This is a genomic window from Acinetobacter sp. 25-47-122, assembly GCF_056779695.1.
In genome coordinates, this window is the sequence record NZ_JBWYIJ010000006.1 from 158,188 (window position 1) to 176,566 (window position 18,379).

The window sequence follows — 18,379 nt, forward strand, 5'->3', positions numbered from 1 at the left end:
AACGAAGGGCATCAATAGATGCCCTTTTTTCTCGAGTAATTAGATATTAACCACGTTTTTTGATAATGCCATCGTCAAGTAGCTGTTGAAAATGTTCTACGATACTTGTCTCAACGTCACGATATTGCATGCCTAATTCTTGCTTACTACGCTCAGCATTGAAGTAAATGGGATAACCCACATTCAAGTCAACGAATTTTCGCGTATAGCCAAACAGAGGAGCGAGTAATTTGAATAAAAACTTGGGAGCAATCATTCGTGGGAAAGGATAGCGTCCACCATAATGTTGTCGTAATGTTTTACCCATTTCGAGTAGGGTCATCGTTTTAGCATTAATAATATATCGTCCATGTGCTTTAGGGTGAAGTGCTGCTTGGATATGCGCATGAGCGACATCTCGAACATCGACTAAACCATTCCACATTGGAGGAACACCAAATAATGTCATGCCATTTCCAAATTGTTGAATGACTTCAACACTTCCAGATTGTGTAGAAGGTGTGAGTGATGGTCCAACAACCAGTGAGGGATTGATACACACTAAATTCCATCGAGATTGTGCCTTTTGCATATCCCATGCTTTGCGTTCTGCTGCGACTTTAGAGTAAAAATAAGGTTGGTGTTCGGCACTACTGGTGGTATTCCAATGGCTTTCTTCAAACTGGTTCTGCTCAGTTTTCAAAATATCCACTGCATCGCCATAAGTTGAAGCAATACTAGATGTGACAACGACACGTTTTACTGTATCTGTACGATTGACACTGTTCAGTACATTGGTCGTACCTTTTAGTGCAGGGTCAATCAAGTCTGTGATTGGATCTTTAAAGTTAGTCACTAAAAAAGGTGACGCCATATGGATCACAATTTCACAGTCTTTCATTGCTTCATCAAACGAACCTTCTTCTAAGAGATTTGCTTGAAATAACTTTAAAGCGCCTGAAGTTTGAGATGCGATTTGTTCTAAATGTTGAAAACTTGAACTTTTAGTTAAGTCTCGTACAGTGGCGTGAACGGTGTATCCTTGTTCTAATAATTGTTTAATTACCCAACCAGCAATATAGCCAGTTGCACCTGTCACCAAAATCGGGGCAGTAGTCGTCATCATTGTTATTGCCTGATGGTCAAATAGATTCATTCTAAAATTAAAAAAAGGATTTGTCCTTGATCATTTTCAACATCAACTCAAATGTAATGAGAGTCACTTCGATTGGTTACAAAATTAAATAGAGCTAAAATTTGTTTAAAACTGCTCTCGAATTTTTTTAACTGTATGCAAGGGGTTATTTTTTAAGTAAAAAATAAGTGATTCAAACTGCAAATGCGTATGTTTCTCATTTTAATTTTATAAAAATCATAAACTTACACATTATATTTTTTGCAAAATAAGCTCTGATTGTTCATAATGTTGCTATTAAAGAATGGAGTGATTGAAATGCGTGGCAATCCAGAAGTCGTAGATTACTTAAATATGTTGATCGGTGGTGAACTGGCTGCTCGTGATCAATATCTCATTCATTCACGTATGTATGAAGATTGGGGTCTCACTAAGATTTTTGAGCGTATCGATCATGAAATGCAAGAAGAAGCACAACATGCTGATGCTATTATTCGCCGTGTCTTATTCCTAGAAGGCACACCGAATATGAATCGTGATGATATTGAAGTAGGTGAAGACGTCGTTTCATGTTTAAAAGCAGATTTAAAGCTTGAGTACGAAGTGCGTGAAAAATTAGCGCAAGGTGTAAAGCTTTGCGAGGAAAAAGGCGATTACGTGACACGTGATATGTTGCGTCAGCAAATGTCGGATACCGAAGAAGATCATACTTATTGGTTGGAAAAACAGCTTCGCTTAATTGAACTAATTGGTTTACAAAACTATATTCAGTCTCAAATGTAAGTTAAAACCCAGCAAGGCTGGGTTTTTTTATACCTCAGTTTTGCCTGAATTGGCTCATTTTTAATAATTATCTAAAAATCAAAGTGAAATTGAATGATTTGCTCAATGAGTTATTGTGCTTGGCTTTATATACTGACCGAAAACGATCAGCTAAGGATTGGCAATCATGAGTAAAATCTTATTAATTACCGGTTGGGGACTTGGAACAAAACCACTAGAAAATTTAAAAACTGCTTTGGATATGGCAGGATTTCAAATCGATCTGATTAATATCTTTAATGCACTCGACCCTGTGGAATTATCTAAACATGTAGAGTTAGCCAAAAAAGTCGATGTCATTATGGGGTGGTCTTTAGGCGGACAATTAGCAACGTTGCTCACCCAAAAGGTTTTCGAGCTTTCAGGTCAGGCAAAAACGTTAATTACTTTAGCATCGAATCCTTGCTTCGTTGCCAATGAACGCTGGTGTACAGGTATGCCGGTTTCTACTTTTCAAAGTTTTAGAGAGTCTTTTGAAAATGATCCCATGACCACTTTAAAGCGATTTTGTTATCTGGTCTCACAGGGAAGCCAAACTGCTAAGCAAGATTGGCAATCTTTGCAAAATTCAATTACGAGTGAAGAGCTAGATTTAAAAAAGCAGGGCTTGGATTTACTATATCATCTTAATACTGTTGAGATATTGAAAAATTATGTCGGAAAACAATTACATGTATTTGCTGATGATGATGGATTAGTTAGTAACAAAGTTCTAGATAATATCCGAAAGATAGATGCAAAGTTTTTTAAATTCGAAATTATCCCAGGCTCTCACTGCTTTTCAATTTTTAGAGCTACACAACTAAGTGACAAAATCGTTCAATATCTAAGAAAGAATGAGAAATCCTGATGAATATTGTCTAATCAGGCAATTCATAACAAAAATAATTCGCGTTATGCTCTGTTTAGATTAATAAGGAAATTCTTCCAGGATGGTTGACGAATTCGATTTAGCACACTTATGGCACCCTTATACTTCGATGTTAAACCCACTGCCGACATATAAAGTAAAAAAGGCTACAGGGGTGATGATTGAACTTGAAGATGGTCGTCAACTCATTGATGGTATGTCATCTTGGTGGTGTGCCATTCACGGGTATAACCATCCTCAACTTAATCAAGCTGTGTCGGATCAATTGCAGCACATGTCACACATTATGTTTGGTGGGCTTACTCATGATCCTGCGATTGAATTAGGGAAGGCATTATTAAAAATTACACCACCTCAATTAGATAAAATATTCTATGCGGACTCAGGTTCTGTCGCTGTTGAAGTCGCACTAAAAATGGCAGTTCAATATTGGACCGCACAAGATAAGAAAGATAAAACCAGTTTTATCACGACGCGCTCTGGTTACCATGGTGATACATGGAATGCAATGTCAGTATGTGATCCAGTCACTGGGATGCATCAGGTCTTTGGTTCTAGTTTACCTTATCGCTATTTTGTTCCTGCACCCCAGACTCGATTTGATGAAGATTGGAATCCAGCAGATATTCTTGTATTGGCAGAAACTTTAAAAAAACATCATGCCACTATCGCTGCCATGATTATTGAGCCGATTGTGCAAGGTGCTGGAGGCATGCGTTTCTATCATCCTGAATATTTACGCGAAGCCAAGAGGCTATGCGATCAATATCAGGTGTTAATGATATTTGATGAAATTGCCACAGGGTTTGGACGAACAGGTAAATTATTTGCTTGGGAACACGCTCAAGTTGAACCAGACATCATGTGTATTGGTAAGGCGCTGACCGGTGGGTATATGACTTTATCTGCAACACTGACCACGCGACATGTCGCTGAAGTGATCAGCTCTGGTGAAGCTGGCGTATTTATGCATGGACCTACATTTATGGCGAACCCCTTGGCTTGTGCTGTCGCTTTAAAGAGTACTGAGCTTTTATTGTCACAAGATTGGCAGTCCAATATTCAAAGAATAGAGCAAATTCTAAAACATTATTTACATAGATTAGATGATCAAGCGCATATTCAAGATGTTCGTGTGCTCGGTGCTATCGGTGTTGTTGAACTTAAACAAAATGTTGATATGAAAACGCTGCAACAGCGTTTCGTAGAACGAGGCGTGTGGATTCGTCCTTTTGGAAAATTAGTTTATGTCATGCCGCCTTTTGTGATTTCAGATGTCGAACTCACTGAATTACTAACGCAGTTGGTGAGTGTTGTGATGGAGCTTGCAGAGGAAATGAGATGAATCTGTTGGATCACTACGCAGAGCAGTTAGACTCATTAAAACAAACTGGAAATTTTCGGCAGTTTAAATCCATCGTTCAGTATGGAAAATGGGTTGAGTTTCAGCAACAGAGAATGTTGAATCTTTCGAGTAATGATTATTTAGGGATTGCGTCAGATCTACAAATAAGAGAAGCATTTTTTGATTACTGTTCAGCAGATTCAAAAAGAATGAGCTCTTCATCTTCAAGGTTACTCACAGGAAATTATCCTGAATATGAGCAATTTGAATATGACATGAGTCAATCATTCAATCAAAGGGCAGTTCTGTTATTCAACAGTGGCTATCACATGAATATTGGTATTCTGCCTGCGATTGCTGATAGTCAAACTTTAATTCTTTCGGATAAATTGATTCACGCCAGCATGATTGATGGGATTCGCTTAAGTAAAGCGAAGCTGATACGTTATCGACATAATGATCTGCTTCATTTAAAGCAATTGATCGAGCAATATCATGATGATCCCTTGTATCAAAGAATCATTGTGGTAACTGAATCAATTTTTAGTATGGATGGTGATGAAACTGATTTAACTGCGTTGGTGAGTCTGAAATATCAGTTCAGTAAAATCATGTTATATGTAGATGAAGCACATGCTATTGGTGTTCGGGGGAAGCAAGGACTCGGTTGCGCTGAACAATATGCTGTCATAGATGATATCGATTTCTTGGTCGGAACATTTGGGAAAGCACTCGCATCTGTTGGTGGATACATTGTGTGTCATCCAATCTTAAAAGATTATTTAATCAACAAAATGCGCTCTTTGATTTTTAGTACCGCACAACCACCCATCAACATGGCTTGGACGCATTTTATTTGGAATAAAATGAAAAAAATGCAGGAGCAACGTGCTCATTTAAGTGATTTGAGTCTGCAACTGCGTCAATATATTCTTGAGCAAGGTTACGAATGTCCTTCAAGCTCGCAGATTATTCCTTTAATTTTAGGTGATTCTCAGCGTGCACTTGAGCGCGCACAACAATTACAACAATCTGGTTTTTATATTTTGCCGGTTCGGCCACCAACGGTTCCACAAGGAAGTTCACGCCTGAGAATTTGTATGAATTCTCAGCTGAATCAAGATGAATTGGAGCGGTTGAAAGAACAATTATGAATGACTCTATGTTGAACAAATTTATTCAAAAAGAAATGATTGCTACTCGATTTGCAAAATCGCATTGGACTTATGCAGATCAGGCACGTATTCAACAAAATGTAGCGAAGCATTTAAGCGAGCTGATGCGTCTTTATGTTTCATCTTCTGAGCTTGCTAAAGTATTTGAAATTGGATGTGGAACTGGAAATCTAACTCAAGAGATGTTTCATCATTTTAAAATGGATCAAGTCATTTTGAATGATTTATATGCTGATGTTGAGCATACCATCAGTCATCATCAGCCTGTCGAGTGGCGTATTGGTGATGTCGAAAAAATTGAGTTACCCAAAGACCTTGATTTATGTGCCTCAAGCTCTGCATTACAGTGGATGTCTGAGTTTGAAAGATTGATACAGAAAATTTATTCGGCTTTAAAGCCCAATGGTTATTTTTGCTTTTCAACTTATGGGCCTCAGAACTTAAAAGAAATTAAATCCTTAACTGGACAAGGATTAAAATATTTTGATCAAAGCCAAATTAAAAGCTTACTAGAGCAGAACGGATTTGAAGTGATGCACTGTGAACAACAATTGGCTCAATTACACTTCGCGCACCCAAAATTGGTCCTAAAACATTTACAGGCCACAGGTGTGACGGCAACCTCACAGGGGTTTCGTTGGACGAAGCAAAGTTTGAATCAGTTTTATCTAGGTTACCGACAATTTATTGCGACTGATGAGCAAGAGAATCTTGTCTATCCTTTAACGTATCACCCTATATTTTTTATCGCACGGAGTAAGTCATGAGTGCTCAAATCTACTTTGTGAGCGGTATTGATACTGGAATTGGAAAAACATACGTCACTGGTTATTTGGCAAAAATTTGGCGTGAACAAGGGCGGAATGTCATTACTCAGAAATTAATTCAAACGGGTAATGTGGATGTTTCTGAAGATATTGAAAAACATCGTGAAATTATGGGATGTGGTTGGTTAGAGGAAGATACTCAAAAACTCACTATGCCTGAAATTTTCAGTTATCCTGCATCGCCTCACTTAGCGACACGTATAGATGGGCGAAGTATTGATTTCGCTAAAATTGAACAAGCGACTCAACAGTTGTCCTCTTCATATGAAGTTGTTTTGCTTGAAGGGGCGGGTGGCTTGATGGTCCCTCTAACAACACAATATTTAACCATTGATTATTTAGTGGATAAAAAATATCCCATAATTTTGGTGAGTTCGGGGCGTTTGGGAAGCATCAACCATACTTTGTTGAGCTTAGAGGCACTGAAGCATCGTGGGCTTGAGTTATATGCTCTAGCATATAATTTGAATGCTGAATCTGACGATGAGCTTATTTCACGTGATACATCTGCCTACTTAAAAAAGTATTTATCGCAACATTTTCCATCTGCTAAATGGATTGATATTCCTTTTATTGAATAAATGAAAAAAACCGCTCTATTGAGCGGTTTTTTTAGGGATTTAAAAAATTAGAACTTCTTAAAGCCTTTGTTAATACCAAAAGGTTTGCGTTGACCAAATTTATTTTCATTACGTGGTTTGTAATCAACAGAATTGCCGTTTACTTCACCTTTGTTTTCAGGACGCTTATTGCGGAAATCCTGATTTTCAGTGCGAGGGGCACGATTGTTGAATCGATTCTCAAAGCCTTCTTGACGTGGCGCACGTGCATTGAAACGGTTTTCTGAGCCTTCTTGACGCGGTGCGCGATTGTTAAATCGATTATCACTGCGGCTTTGATCAGCACCACCTTGACGGAAGTCACGGCGTGGTTCTTGATGCTCGCCTTCGTCACGGCGTTGTTGGCGTAAATAACCACCACGACGTGCTGCAAGTGGTTTCTCTTGCATACGTTCATTGCGGCGTTTCGCCATACCGTAAAGACCAGTACCTTGGCGTGGTTTGAGCTCAACAGACTTAGTTAAGTTATCAATGTCATTTTTATCAAGTTCAATCCAACGACCTGTACGTAATTCTCGTGGCAGAATGACTGTACCATAACGTGTACGTAATAGACGGCTGACTTTCAAGCCTTGTGATTCAAAGATGCGGCGTACTTCACGGTTACGTCCTTCTTTTACAACCACTTGATACCAACGGTTAATCCCTTCACCACCAATTTCAGAGAATGACTCAAATTTTGCTGGACCATCATCGAGCATGACACCATCTGTCATGTTCTTTTTCAGTTGAGGGGTCACTTCACCCATCACACGTACAGCGTATTCGCGTTCAATTTCACTAGATGGATGCATTAAGCGGTTTGCAAGCTCGCCATCGTTTGTGAAAAGTAATAATCCTGTTGAGTTGATATCTAAACGACCAACCATGACCCAACGATCACCCGGAATTGATGGTAATTGATCAAATACAGTTGGGCGATTTTCAGGGTCGTTACGTGAACAGATTTCACCTTCAGGTTTGTAGTAAATCAATACACGACGACGGATTTCATCTTCAATTTGGAACTGTACTTTACGACCATCGATACGAAGCTCATCGGTTGGTTCGATACGTTCACCTACTTGAGCAACTTGACCGTTGACACTAACACGACCGGCAGCAATGACTTCTTCCATATAGCGGCGAGAGCCCAAACCTACACGTGCCAATACCTTTTGCAATTTTTCACTCATAACAGCATAACCTTAGAAATAATCATCAACAGTTCACCTATTTACGACTTGGGTGCGTGAGCATCCAATGCCATAAAAGCTTCCTTGGCATCCTGTAGGGGAGGCAGTTGATTTAAATCACTTAAACCAAAAGCATTTAAAAATTGTGGCGTTGTAACCAACAACGCGGGTCTTCCTGGAAGTTCCCGGAAACCAGACTCTTTAATCCAGTTCCAATCGAATAACGTTCTGAGTTGCTGACTGTTATTCGTGACTCCTCGAATTTGCTCAATATCGGCTCGGGTAACGGGCTGATGATAAGCAATCACTGCTAGAGTTTCTAACAATGATGGTGATAATTTAGTTGGACGTTCTGGCCAAGTTTGTGCAATCACTTGTCGATACTTAGCACGAACTTGAAAGCGAAAACCTTGAGCTGTTTCAGTCAGCTCAATTGAACGACCGTGTTGTAACACTGCAAGCTGTTGTAAATAGGCGCGCAGTTGTTGTTTGGAAAATTGGTTTTGAAATGCCTCTTTTAAGCGTGCAATAGAAACAGGCGCTTCACTGGCAAAAATAATAGCTTCGAGCTGCATGAGCACTTCGTGGTGTAACTCATCAACTTGAAAGGAGTTTGATTGATCAATGGTCATATCATTACCCCTTGAATTGCCAGCGGGGCTTCAATACCTGATGCAATAATTTGAACTTTTTGCTGACGTGTTAGCTCTAATATTGCCATAAACGTCACCACTAACCCCATGCGACCTTGACTTGGTTTTAAAAGTTGATCAAATTTCAAAACCTCACCTGATTTTGTCATCTGTTCAATATAGGCAATACGTTCTTCAAGCAAAACAGGTTCTTGAGTAATCTGGTGTGTAACAGGCTCTGGGCGATTAAAAATACAAAACATAGCATCGCGCAGAAGAGAGGCTTCATAACCTTCATTTACTGTATTAATTTGTCCAAGGCTAACGTTGGGTAGAAAAGTATCACGGTCCAAAATAGGCATTTGACCGAGACGCTCAGCAGCTTGCTTGATCCTTAAATATGTCTCTAAACGATCTATTAATTCTTGTTTTGGATCTTTTTCAATTTGAATTGATTTAGGTTTAGGCAGCAGTAAGCGTGATTTTAAATCTGCTAATAAAGCCGCCATCACCATATAATCTGCGGTCAACTCAATATTGAGTGACTTCATACTGTCAATATATGACAAATATTGCGTTGCAATCGGAGCTATATCGAGCTGAAGTAGATCGAAACCGTTTTTTTGGATGAGGTAAATTAAAAAGTCGAGTGGTCCTTCGAAATGTTCTAATAGAATTTCGAATGCTGCAGGCGGTATATATAAATCTTCAGGAATCGTATCTTGCCACTCATCTAAAACACGGATGTGTGGAAGTGCGTCCATGGGATTATGGATAGCTTGAGTCATTACAATTATTAGCCACGCGAATTTTCAAAAGCATGTTGGGCGATTCAGGAGATCACATATCGAAATCAGTAAAAGGACAGTGATTCGAATAGCATAAAAACAATATGGGTATTCTAAATTAAATCGAGTGCTGAATATATCTTTATCCGCAGTTTTACGATAAAAAATTTGAAATAAATAGGTAGTATTTTTTAAGGTTATATAGATGTATTTAGTGTTTTAACTGATAAATGTAAACTGGTATTCATTGTTAGCGTGTATTCGACGAGAAGTAAAAGAGTATGAATAATTTTCAAAAAGTAGAACAAAATGTATATGAACAAAGTGTAGGTATAAAAGTTCACTCAAATACTCACCCTATAGACTCATTCAAAGCGTTGAGTGGAACGTATGTAAATTTATATCCCTTAAATTTAATTCAAAATATTGAAGAGCTTGCAAGAGATCTATTCCCACTCAAGATTACAGATGAGTTTATTTCAAGCTTTACCTATTTGCCTTACGATGCGCCAACTTCGATTGAAGATTTGTCATATAAACTCTCATCGCAATTTGGTACACAAGGGAATATTTATTATGTTATTCGCATAGCGAAAAACCAGTGGGGTGGATCGCATTGATGAATATCGGGTTGGATGATGCAGTGGTTGAAATTGGGAATGTATACTTCTCAGCAGATTTAAAACGGTCTAGAGCTGCTACAGAAGTATTATTTTTACTGTTGAATGAGTGTTTTACTTTAGGATTTAGGCGTATAGAGTGGAAGTGTCATGAGTTGAACTTAGCTTCCAAAAAAGCCGCGCTACGATTCGGTTTTCAATATGAAGGAATGTTTAGACAACATAAAGTGGTCAAGGGAAGAAACCGAAACACGCTTTGGTTTTCAATGTTGGATGAAGAGTGGCTGACTTTAAAAGAAAGTTATTTAGCTTGGCTTTAACCAAGCAACTTTACGCAAGAGGGTCAACAAATAAAGACCCTCCAAGCATTTTATAACGAAAAATCAGCGTAAATTAAATAAAGCGAGATGAATGGTGAGGCATTTTACTCAAAAGCACTCACATCACCCACGCCACGGCGGATAATTTCAGGTTGACTTCCTGAGAGATCAACAATACTTGTTGTGGTTAATGTACCAAGTCCACTATCAATAAAAACATCAATTCTTTTACTTAATTGTTGTTCTATTTCATATGGATCATCCAAAGGCTCAGTTTGACCTGGAAGAATCAGGGTGCTGGTGAGTAAAGGCTCACCCAGCTCTTTAAGAAGCATTTGACAGACTGGGTTGCTCGGTACACGTAAACCAATGGTTTTCTTTTTGGGGTGCATCAAGCGACGAGGGACTTCACTTGTCGCTTGCAAAATAAAGGTGGTAATCGCAGGTGTATTATTTTTAAGCAGACGATAAGTTGCATTATCCACTTTTGCATACGTTGCAATATCTGAGAGATCCGCACATAAGATCGCATATTGATGCTTAGCACCAAGATCACGGATTTGAGCAATTCGTTCCATTGCTTGCTTATTACCAATTTGGCATCCGATGGCATAGGCCGCATCTGTTGGATAAACCACGACATCGCCTGCACGTATTCTTTCTACTGCTTGAGTAATAAGTCGAGATTGTGGATTGTCAGGATGTACTCTTAAATGAAGCATTTTATTTTCTCCTGATTATTTTTTCGTATTATTGCGTGCATAGACATTCACTTCAATGTCATGAATATATATTTACTAGACTTAATCTAGCGATGCACGAGAAAATTCATCCAAATGTAATGTTTTGCCACTTCTGAGACACTTACAGATGCACTGAATAAAGTGTTGAGCATCTCTTGGAAGCTGAGCGTCACCTGAAAAATAGCGCTGTACTTGAGCATAAACATTGTCTTTAAAAGACTGTCCATCACCACCTTCACCCGTTAAATTGTCCAGAGAAACACGGAATTTTCGACCAAAGGCTGTGGCAAACATCCATTCTATTGCTTGAGGTTTAATTTCGACTTGTTCAAATAGGGCTTGTTGTTCAGCGGTTCGACCATCTGGTGCATACCAGTAGCCAAGATCAGGAAGAGTGCGACGATGATCTCCTGCGATTGTCCAATGACTTATTTCATGTAAAGCACTATTGAAAAATCCATGTGCGAATTGGATGCGAGCGGGTTGTTGGTCTGAGGCGGGGAAGTATTCAGGTTCAAAGTCGCCTTTGACTAATGTGACATTTAAGTGGGAAAACCAATGATTAAAGTGTAAGATAAGCCAGTCTACCTGTTGAGCTTCTGTTTGCAGATTTACCCAAGGTGCGAGTTGCACGCGGTCTAAGTGATCGGTCAAATTTGAGGTCGAAGGATAGTGTAACTGTAATGAAGTTGTGACTTCAGGTTGCGGCTGCAACTGATGCATGACTTGATTAACCCAAATGATCTGTCTGAATAAGTGCAAAATTGTATCTTAATCTTTGACAGAGTACTTATGAATTTGTAGAATTGCCGCCTTAATTATGTCAGCAAATACCTTTCCGGCACAGATTGAGCCGTTTAAATGGGCTGAACAGGGCTTCACATGGTCAGGTACACTGCCATTGTCGCGCTTTGTTCGTATATCCCGTGAAGCTGTTGGGTCAATTGATAATCAATTGATCAACATAGACTGTAAGCTATCAATGGATGCGTATCATCGTATCGTTTGGCTTGATGGTAGTGTTGAAACGAAGGTTCCAATGGAATGCCAACGTTGTTTGGATACTGTTGACTTACCTCTCGAATTGGACTTTCATCTGGCTTTAGTCGATGATGAGTCACTGATAGAGCGCTTGGATGAGGATGCTGATTTCATCGTCTTAGGTGAGAGTGAAGCAACGACAAAAGGTTCATTTGATGCACCTGCAACCGCTGATTTACTTTCTCTCATAGAAGATGAATTGTTATTGTTGATTCCTTTGTCACCAAGACATGAGTCTTGTGAGCATAAGCATCAACCTGCCCAAGAAGAAGTTGTTGAAGAAAAACGAGATAATCCGTTTGGTGTTTTGGCAGCTTTGAAGGGTAAACTTAACTAATTTTTGTGTTATACTCTTAGGTATAAGACAATCGAATTTGTTCTGATCCATTTTTTCGATCTTTGTAAGGAGCCATCATGGCCGTTCAGCAAAACCGTAAAAGTCGCTCTCGCCGTGACATGCGCCGTTCACATGACGCTTTAACCGAGAATGCATTAACAGTAGACCAAACGACTGGTGAAACTCACCGTCGTCACCACGTAACTAAAGATGGTGTCTACCGTGGTCGCCAATTATTCGCTAAAGCAGCTGATGCTGAATAATTGGTGATGTATTAAGCGTCAAGCTTAGTAGAAAAAATGGGAGCGTAAGCTCCCTTTTTTTATTTCTATTTTTTGTTGTATTTGGCAATTACCAAAGCTTTTTTTTAATGATAAATTTCGCTCCATCAAATCAGTTAAGACTTGAGTTTGATGTTCAAGATGATCGAAATTAATCAAAATTGAATAGTCAAGCTCTGAATAAAGGATTTTTATATGTCTGCTAAACGCCTCGAGCAAGCCGTTCTTGCGACCAAAACTGCATTTGTTTTTCCTGGACAGGGTTCTCAAAAAGCAGGAATGTTAGCGGAGCTTGCAGAACAGTTTAGTAGTGTGCAAGAAACGTTTGCTGAAGCTTCTGAAGCACTCGGCTTTGATTTATGGCACATTGCGCAAAGTGGTGAAGGGTTAAACCAAACTGAATTTACACAACCAGTACTGCTCACAGCAAGCATTGCTTTATGGCGTGTATGGTTAGAGCTTGGTGGTGTCGTTCCTAAATATTTAGCGGGACATTCACTGGGTGAATACAGTGCATTGGTTGCTGCAGAATCTTTAAGCTTAAAAGATGCAGTTAAATTGGTGAACTTACGAGGTAAGTTGATGCAAGATGCTGTCCCTCAGGGGCAAGGTGCTATGGCTGCGATTCTTGGTCTTGATGATGCTAAGGTTGTAGAACTGTGTGCTCAAGTCACCGCTCAAGGTGAGGGTTCGGTGGAGGCTGCAAACTATAATGCACAGGGTCAAGTTGTGGTGGCAGGTGATACTTCACGAGTTGAAGCGTTAATAGCTTTGGTAAAAGAGCAAGGTGCAAAAGCAATTGCGTTACCAGTATCAGTACCATCACATTGTTCATTAATGAAGCCAGCGGCAGCAGAGTTTGCCAAAGCTTTAGCAGATGTTGATATTCAATTACCTCGCATTCCAGTGATTCAAAATGTCAATGCACAAGTGGCTGACAGTGTTGATGAATTGCGTACAGCGTTGACATCACAACTTTATCAGTCTGTCCAATGGACTAAAACACTTCAAGTATTGGCTGATCAAGATGTGAGCTATGTTGTTGAATGTGGTCCTGGGAATGTATTAACAAATTTAGCAAAACGTCTAGCACATGTTGAAAAAGCATTGCCTTTAGATACTAAATCTCGTTTAGAAGATGCTTTAAATACTGTATTAGTTGCAGAAGGGAAAATTGCATGACGCAGGAATGTAAAGTCGCGTTAGTGACAGGTGCAAGCCGTGGTATTGGTGCTGCGATTGCACAACAGCTGATCGAAGATGGCTTTTTTGTTGTAGGTACGGCTACATCTGATTCTGGTGCTGAAAAATTATCTACACAATTTGCTGAACATGGTGCAGGAAAAGTACTCGATGTTCGTGATGGAGCTGCAATTGATGCACTCATTACAGATATTGAACAAAGTTTTGGTCCTGTACTTGTTCTTGTGAATAATGCAGGTATCACAAAAGATAATCTACTGCTTCGTATGTCTGAAGATGATTGGGATGATATCCAAAATATTCATCTTAAAGCAGTGTTCCGTCTCTCTAAACGTGTATTGAAAGGTATGACGAAAGCGAGATTTGGACGAATTATCAATATTAGTTCTGTCGTTGCGCATTTTGCAAATCCAGGTCAAGCAAATTATTCAGCTGCGAAGGCTGGGATTGAAGCTTTTAGCCGCAGTTTGGCTAAAGAAATGGGCAGTCGTCAAATTACTGTCAATAGTATCGCGCCTGGCTTTATTGCAACTGAGATGACTGAACAGTTAAGTGATGAAATTCAGAAAAAAATGAGTGATCAAGTGGCATTGAACCGTTTTGGTCAGCCTCAAGATATCGCAAATGCAGTAAGTTTCCTTGCTTCTGATAAAGCAAGTTACATTACTGGTACGGTATTACACGTGAATGGCGGTTTATACATGGCGTAATGCGATGTATAAACTTTCAAATATATCAAGATTCAATTAAACTATAGGCATTATACGCCGCCACAAGCAATGAGGAGAATTCCTGTGAGCGATATCGAACAACGTATCAAACAAGCAGTAGCTGAACAACTTGGCTTAAAAGCTGAAGAGATTAAAAACGAAGCATCTTTCATGGATGACTTAGGTGCTGACTCTCTAGATCTAGTTGAGCTTGTAATGTCTTTCGAAAATGATTTCGACATTACTATTCCTGATGAAGACTCTAACGAAATTACAACTGTTCAATCTGCTATCGATTATGTAACTAAGAAATTAGCTTAATCATCAGATTCAGTTCTTTTCGAACTTAAAAGCTACCTTTATGGTGGCTTTTTTTTATTAAGGATTAAATTGCAATATTACATTAAGTTACCTTAAGTTTAAGAAAGATAACGGCGTTAGGTATAGTTCTTCTGTATAAAAATTAAGGGATCTAAATTATTTGATCACCAAACTGAAATAACAATAGGAGAATAACAATGGGTCTTTTTGATTTTGTGAAAGGTATTGGGAAAAAGAATACCGCACCAGCTGAGCAACAAGCTACACCAGCAACGCCAGTAGAGCCATCTGCTCAAGAAGTTGCGAATAAATTATTGGGGCATATTAAATCACTTGGCTTACCAGTAACAGGACTGTCTGTGACTTATAATGCAAGCAGTGATTTAGCGACTGTAAAAGGACAAGTGCAAACTCAAGCAGATCGTGAAAAGATCATCTTGGCTGTGGGAAATATTGATCATGTTGCTCAAGTCGATGACCAACTTACTGTTTCATCTCCAGAGCCTGAAAGTAAATTCTATACAGTGAAATCAGGGGATAATCTTTCAAAAATTTCTAAAGAGTTTTATGGTGATGCAAATCAGTACAACAAAATTTTTGAAGCAAACCGACCATTACTTAAAAATGCCGATGATATTTTCCCGGGACAGGTTCTAAGAATTCCAAACTAAAATATCAATGAATCTAAAAGACCGAGATTTAAATCTCGGTTTTTGATTTTAAAGTAACTTAATAACTTAAAACTGATTTTTAAATTATCAATATAAAACAATATTTTAACGGCTGGAAAATTTCTATAAATATATTTTAACTTCCACATTGCAATGGTGTTTTTGGCCATTTTTTAAGTTATTTCGAAGTAATAAGAATAAAAAAATTGAAATAAACTATTAATTCCAACCTTATGTTTTATATAGGAAAAATAAATTAGTAAAAATAAGTGTTTGAAAATAAATAAAATTTAATTTGTTTCAAGAGATAAAATATTGTTTCATTGGGTTTTATTATGTAACTTTAATTAATTAATAGTGTAATTTTGTTTCTGGTATTTTTTTGCACTATTTAAAAATTTTGTGTCTAATTTATATAAAAAGATAAATATTGATATTTTTTTCACAATTAATTTATAAATAGTGATTTTTTTCAAAAATTAATATTTTCAATAAAAACATTGCTTTAAGAATCTCGAATGGGGTGTAAAAATTTTTTTTTAACTATGAATTTTTGTTGATTTTCAACTGACTTTTTATGACGTTTACATTGATTCTCAATCTGATAAAAAAATAGAGGGTTAAAGAATATCTTAATAATACTGGGTGACGTCATGAAAAATTTAGAAATACTATCAAAAAACGATGGGGCGGTTTTAGAAAAGACTACTGCTAATAAAATCGTATTAAACCAGAACTCAATTGTGAAAATTGATGCATCAATCGAAGAGGTCTTAAATTTTCAGAAAGAAGGAAATTCTTTAGTTATTAATTTTAAAAATGGCGAACAATTAGTTGTAGAAAGTTATTTTGACGATCCCTTAAATAGTCATAATATTTTATTTAATGACAATGGTCAGCTTTATTGGGTTGAGTTCACAGATGCTGCCAATGAAATAGCTTCGACTATTAAATATTATCCAATTGATGATATTTCAGCACTTATCGCTGGAAACTCAAGTACAGCTTTGACAGGGTTAACTCCATGGTTAATTGCAGGGGGATTAGCTGCTGGAGTAGTTGCTATTGCAGATAATATGAGTGATTCTGATAAAAAATCTAATTCTGTATCGCCGGAACCAGAACCACCAATTAACGATGAATTAGAAGAAGCAAAACAGCTCGTTAATGATGCAGAGAAAGCTTATCAAGATCTTAAAGATTTGATTGAAGATAAATTAAATGATGGGTTAATTACTCCCGAGGAAAAAGCTGAATTAGAGGAAGCATTACAAGATGCGAAGGATGCTAAAGATGCTGCTCAAGATAAAGTCGATAACTTGGTAGATGGCGAGGCAAAATCTGATTTACAAGATCGACTAGATGATTTGGTTGATGAAGAGTTGCCAGCAATTAATGATCAAAATGGTGATGGTGTACCAGATGATCTCGAGCAAGCTTTACTAGATGCTGAAGAAGCTGTAGCCAATGCTGAACAAGCGTACGAAGCATTAAAAGATTTAATTTTAGAGAAGAATGAAAACGGCCTGATTACACCTGCTGAAAGAGCGGAATTAGATCAAGCTAAAGAGGCTTTCGAGAGTGCCAAAGCCTTAGCAGAAACTAAAACAAATTTATTACCAGAATCAGTTCAATCTCAAAAAGATGCTTTGCAGGAACGTCTTGAAGATTTAGTGGATATCATCCTACCTGAAATTAATGATGAAAATGATGATGGTATCGTAGATGATATCGCTGAAGCACTCATTGAAGCAGAGTTGGCTGTTGCGGAGGCTGAAGCAAAGTATGCAGCTGCTGAAAATGCTTTAACTGTTGCAAATCGTGATGGATTAATTAATCCAACAGAGCTTAATGCTTTACAGAATGCTTTAGAGCAGGCACAAATTGCTAAGTCAACTGCTCAAAGTAAAGTAAATGCTCTACCTGAATCTGTTCAGGAACAGAAAGATGCCTTTCAAAATCGATTAGATGATCTGACTGACATAAGTTTGCCTGAAGTAAATGACGCAGATGGTGATGGCATTGTAGATGGCTTACCAGAAGCGATTCAGGAAGCGCAGTCAGCTGTAGAAGAAGCTGAAGCTAAATATGCTGAAGCTCTTAATAATTTAGCTTTGGCTCAAAAAGATGGCTTAATTAACCCGCTTGAACTCAGTATTCTTGAACAGAAAGTACAGGCTGCACTTGATGCAAAAGAAGTTGCTCAAGATAAGGTAAATGTATTGCCAAATGGAGCGATTAAAGATGGTTTACAAGATCGTCTAGATGCTCTTGTAAATATTGACTTACCTGAAGTCAATGATGCAGATGGTGATGGCGTACCAGACGGCGAAGATATTCCACTTGAAGAAGCGACAGAGGCAGTAGAGGCGGCTGAAGCAGCATATGCTGAGGCAGAGCAAGCACTAGCAGATGCCGAATCAGATGGTTTAATCACCCCAACAGAACTTGCTGAGCTGACTCAAGCACGTGATGATGCACTTGCTGCTAAAGAAGATGCACAAGCGAAAGTTGATGCACTTCCAGAAGGAGCAGACAAAGACGCACTGGATGCACGCTTAGATGATCTAGTCGACATCACCTTACCAACAGTAAATGATGAAAACGAAGATGGCGTAGCAGATGAGTACGAACAAGTATTGGCAGATGCCGAAGCAGCAGTAGAGGCAGCAGAAGCAGCATACGCTGCGGCAGAACAAGCGCTGATCGATGCAAATGCCAATGGCCTCATCACCCCAACAGAACTTACTGCACTGACTCAAG

General features: G+C 38.5%; 21 protein-coding genes. 15 read left to right on the top strand and 6 right to left on the bottom strand.

Going from position 1 to position 18,379, the window contains the following annotated elements:
* Nucleotides 1-46: 46 nt before the first annotated feature.
* Nucleotides 47-1,111 (bottom strand): SDR family oxidoreductase, encoded by a 1,065-nt coding sequence (locus tag AC1M9P_RS07620; protein WP_481587240.1) that lies wholly within the window; start codon nt 1,109-1,111, stop codon nt 47-49.
* 321 nt (nt 1,112-1,432) lie between these two features.
* Between AC1M9P_RS07620 and ftn the strand changes: the two genes are divergently transcribed.
* From ftn to bioD, 6 genes are all read left to right on the top strand, one after another.
* Entirely contained in the window at nt 1,433-1,897 is a 465-nt protein-coding gene (gene ftn / locus AC1M9P_RS07625; protein ID WP_481587223.1) for a heteropolymeric bacterioferritin subunit Ftn, read from the top strand.
* Between the two features lie 166 nt (nt 1,898-2,063).
* On the top strand, nt 2,064-2,786 hold the full coding sequence (locus tag AC1M9P_RS07630; RefSeq protein ID WP_481587224.1) for an alpha/beta hydrolase family protein: 723 nt from the start codon (nt 2,064-2,066) through the stop codon (nt 2,784-2,786).
* A gap of 82 nt (nt 2,787-2,868) precedes the next feature.
* Nucleotides 2,869-4,152: an adenosylmethionine--8-amino-7-oxononanoate transaminase gene (gene bioA / locus AC1M9P_RS07635; protein WP_481587225.1), complete on the top strand. Its 1,284-nt coding sequence runs from the start codon at nt 2,869-2,871 to the stop codon at nt 4,150-4,152.
* On the top strand, nt 4,149-5,306 hold the full coding sequence (locus AC1M9P_RS07640; protein ID WP_481587226.1) for an 8-amino-7-oxononanoate synthase: 1,158 nt from the start codon (nt 4,149-4,151) through the stop codon (nt 5,304-5,306). The genes bioA and AC1M9P_RS07640 overlap by 4 nt, the downstream gene beginning before the upstream one ends.
* A gap of 8 nt (nt 5,307-5,314) precedes the next feature.
* Nucleotides 5,315-6,094 (top strand): malonyl-ACP O-methyltransferase BioC, encoded by a 780-nt coding sequence (bioC, locus tag AC1M9P_RS07645; protein ID WP_481587227.1) that lies wholly within the window; start codon nt 5,315-5,317, stop codon nt 6,092-6,094.
* Nucleotides 6,091-6,735 carry a dethiobiotin synthase gene (gene bioD, locus AC1M9P_RS07650; protein ID WP_092767451.1) on the top strand — a complete coding sequence of 215 codons (645 nt, stop codon included), beginning with the start codon at nt 6,091-6,093 and terminating at the stop codon, nt 6,733-6,735. The genes bioC and bioD overlap by 4 nt, the downstream gene beginning before the upstream one ends.
* Before the next feature lie 47 nt (nt 6,736-6,782).
* Here bioD and rluB read toward each other — a convergent pair whose 3' ends face one another.
* Genes rluB through AC1M9P_RS07665 form a run of 3 tightly spaced genes read right to left on the bottom strand, consistent with a single transcriptional unit; the run spans nt 6,783 to nt 9,369 of the window.
* Entirely contained in the window at nt 6,783-7,949 is a 1,167-nt protein-coding gene (gene rluB, locus AC1M9P_RS07655) for a 23S rRNA pseudouridine(2605) synthase RluB (RefSeq protein ID WP_081403293.1), read from the bottom strand.
* 41 nt (nt 7,950-7,990) lie between these two features.
* On the bottom strand, nt 7,991-8,581 hold the full coding sequence (scpB, locus tag AC1M9P_RS07660) for an SMC-Scp complex subunit ScpB (protein WP_035269219.1): 591 nt from the start codon (nt 8,579-8,581) through the stop codon (nt 7,991-7,993).
* On the bottom strand, nt 8,578-9,369 hold the full coding sequence (locus AC1M9P_RS07665) for a segregation and condensation protein A (protein ID WP_035269217.1): 792 nt from the start codon (nt 9,367-9,369) through the stop codon (nt 8,578-8,580). Before AC1M9P_RS07665 ends, scpB begins: the two co-directional genes overlap by 4 nt.
* Before the next feature lie 281 nt (nt 9,370-9,650).
* Between AC1M9P_RS07665 and AC1M9P_RS07670 the strand changes: the two genes are divergently transcribed.
* Together AC1M9P_RS07670 and AC1M9P_RS07675 are read left to right on the top strand one after the other, a co-directional pair.
* Nucleotides 9,651-9,989: a hypothetical protein gene (locus AC1M9P_RS07670; protein WP_481587228.1), complete on the top strand. Its 339-nt coding sequence runs from the start codon at nt 9,651-9,653 to the stop codon at nt 9,987-9,989.
* Nucleotides 9,971-10,309, top strand: a complete 339-nt coding sequence (locus AC1M9P_RS07675; protein WP_481587229.1) for a GNAT family N-acetyltransferase — start codon at nt 9,971-9,973, stop codon at nt 10,307-10,309. The genes AC1M9P_RS07670 and AC1M9P_RS07675 overlap by 19 nt, the downstream gene beginning before the upstream one ends.
* A gap of 104 nt (nt 10,310-10,413) precedes the next feature.
* Here the strand turns inward: AC1M9P_RS07675 and AC1M9P_RS07680 are convergent, their stop codons facing one another.
* Together AC1M9P_RS07680 and AC1M9P_RS07685 are read right to left on the bottom strand one after the other, a co-directional pair.
* Nucleotides 10,414-11,031: an L-threonylcarbamoyladenylate synthase gene (locus tag AC1M9P_RS07680; RefSeq protein ID WP_035269212.1), complete on the bottom strand. Its 618-nt coding sequence runs from the start codon at nt 11,029-11,031 to the stop codon at nt 10,414-10,416.
* A gap of 81 nt (nt 11,032-11,112) precedes the next feature.
* Entirely contained in the window at nt 11,113-11,775 is a 663-nt protein-coding gene (locus AC1M9P_RS07685; protein WP_180028321.1) for an elongation factor P hydroxylase, read from the bottom strand.
* Between the two features lie 97 nt (nt 11,776-11,872).
* Between AC1M9P_RS07685 and AC1M9P_RS07690 the strand changes: the two genes are divergently transcribed.
* The 7 genes from AC1M9P_RS07690 to AC1M9P_RS07720 form a co-directional block, all read left to right on the top strand.
* Nucleotides 11,873-12,430: a YceD family protein gene (locus tag AC1M9P_RS07690; protein WP_481587230.1), complete on the top strand. Its 558-nt coding sequence runs from the start codon at nt 11,873-11,875 to the stop codon at nt 12,428-12,430.
* A 77-nt stretch (nt 12,431-12,507) separates the two neighbouring features.
* Nucleotides 12,508-12,693 (top strand): 50S ribosomal protein L32, encoded by a 186-nt coding sequence (rpmF, locus tag AC1M9P_RS07695; RefSeq protein ID WP_035269206.1) that lies wholly within the window; start codon nt 12,508-12,510, stop codon nt 12,691-12,693.
* Nucleotides 12,694-12,906: 213 nt separating this feature from the next.
* A complete protein-coding gene (fabD, locus tag AC1M9P_RS07700; protein ID WP_481587231.1) occupies nt 12,907-13,893 on the top strand; it encodes an ACP S-malonyltransferase in 987 nt (328 codons plus the stop codon).
* A complete protein-coding gene (gene fabG / locus AC1M9P_RS07705) occupies nt 13,890-14,624 on the top strand; it encodes a 3-oxoacyl-ACP reductase FabG (protein ID WP_481587232.1) in 735 nt (244 codons plus the stop codon). Before fabD ends, fabG begins: the two co-directional genes overlap by 4 nt.
* Nucleotides 14,625-14,708: 84 nt before the next feature.
* A complete protein-coding gene (gene acpP / locus AC1M9P_RS07710; RefSeq protein WP_035269198.1) occupies nt 14,709-14,945 on the top strand; it encodes an acyl carrier protein in 237 nt (78 codons plus the stop codon).
* A gap of 197 nt (nt 14,946-15,142) precedes the next feature.
* Entirely contained in the window at nt 15,143-15,616 is a 474-nt protein-coding gene (lysM, locus tag AC1M9P_RS07715) for a peptidoglycan-binding protein LysM (protein WP_481587233.1), read from the top strand.
* A 653-nt stretch (nt 15,617-16,269) separates the two neighbouring features.
* A partial coding sequence (locus AC1M9P_RS07720; RefSeq protein WP_481587234.1) for a GA-like domain-containing protein occupies nt 16,270-18,379 on the top strand: 2,110 nt, incomplete at its 3' end.